Annotated in this window: 1 pseudogene; it reads right to left on the bottom strand. The window is 31.4% G+C overall.

Annotated elements, in window-relative coordinates:
- A pseudogene (locus tag ACQCT8_RS19085) lies at positions 1-255 on the bottom strand (reverse transcriptase domain-containing protein); the annotation flags it as partial.

The following is a 255-nucleotide window of genomic DNA, read 5'->3' as shown; positions in this document are numbered from 1 at the left end:
GATGATAGTTTTTTAGTTTTGTTTGGATTACTTTAACTAATTCACTTTCCGATAGCTTTTTAATGTATTTGATGGTATTTCCATCTGTACCAGGTGTTTTTGAACCTTTATTGGTTTTGATTGTCCGGTAAGCTAGTAGAATATTTTCTCTGGATGTAATAATGTCATATAGATGGTTAAAAGATTCTTTTTGGCTAGCTCTTTCGTGTAAATCAGTAAAGGTTTCCGTCATATTGTAGTAATCCCAATATCTCA

Origin of the sequence: Jeotgalibacillus proteolyticus (genome assembly GCF_050107735.1) — a bacterium.
Lineage (GTDB): Bacteria > Bacillota > Bacilli > Bacillales > Jeotgalibacillaceae > Jeotgalibacillus > Jeotgalibacillus proteolyticus_A.
This window is presented reverse-complemented; position numbering and strand designations above follow the sequence as displayed.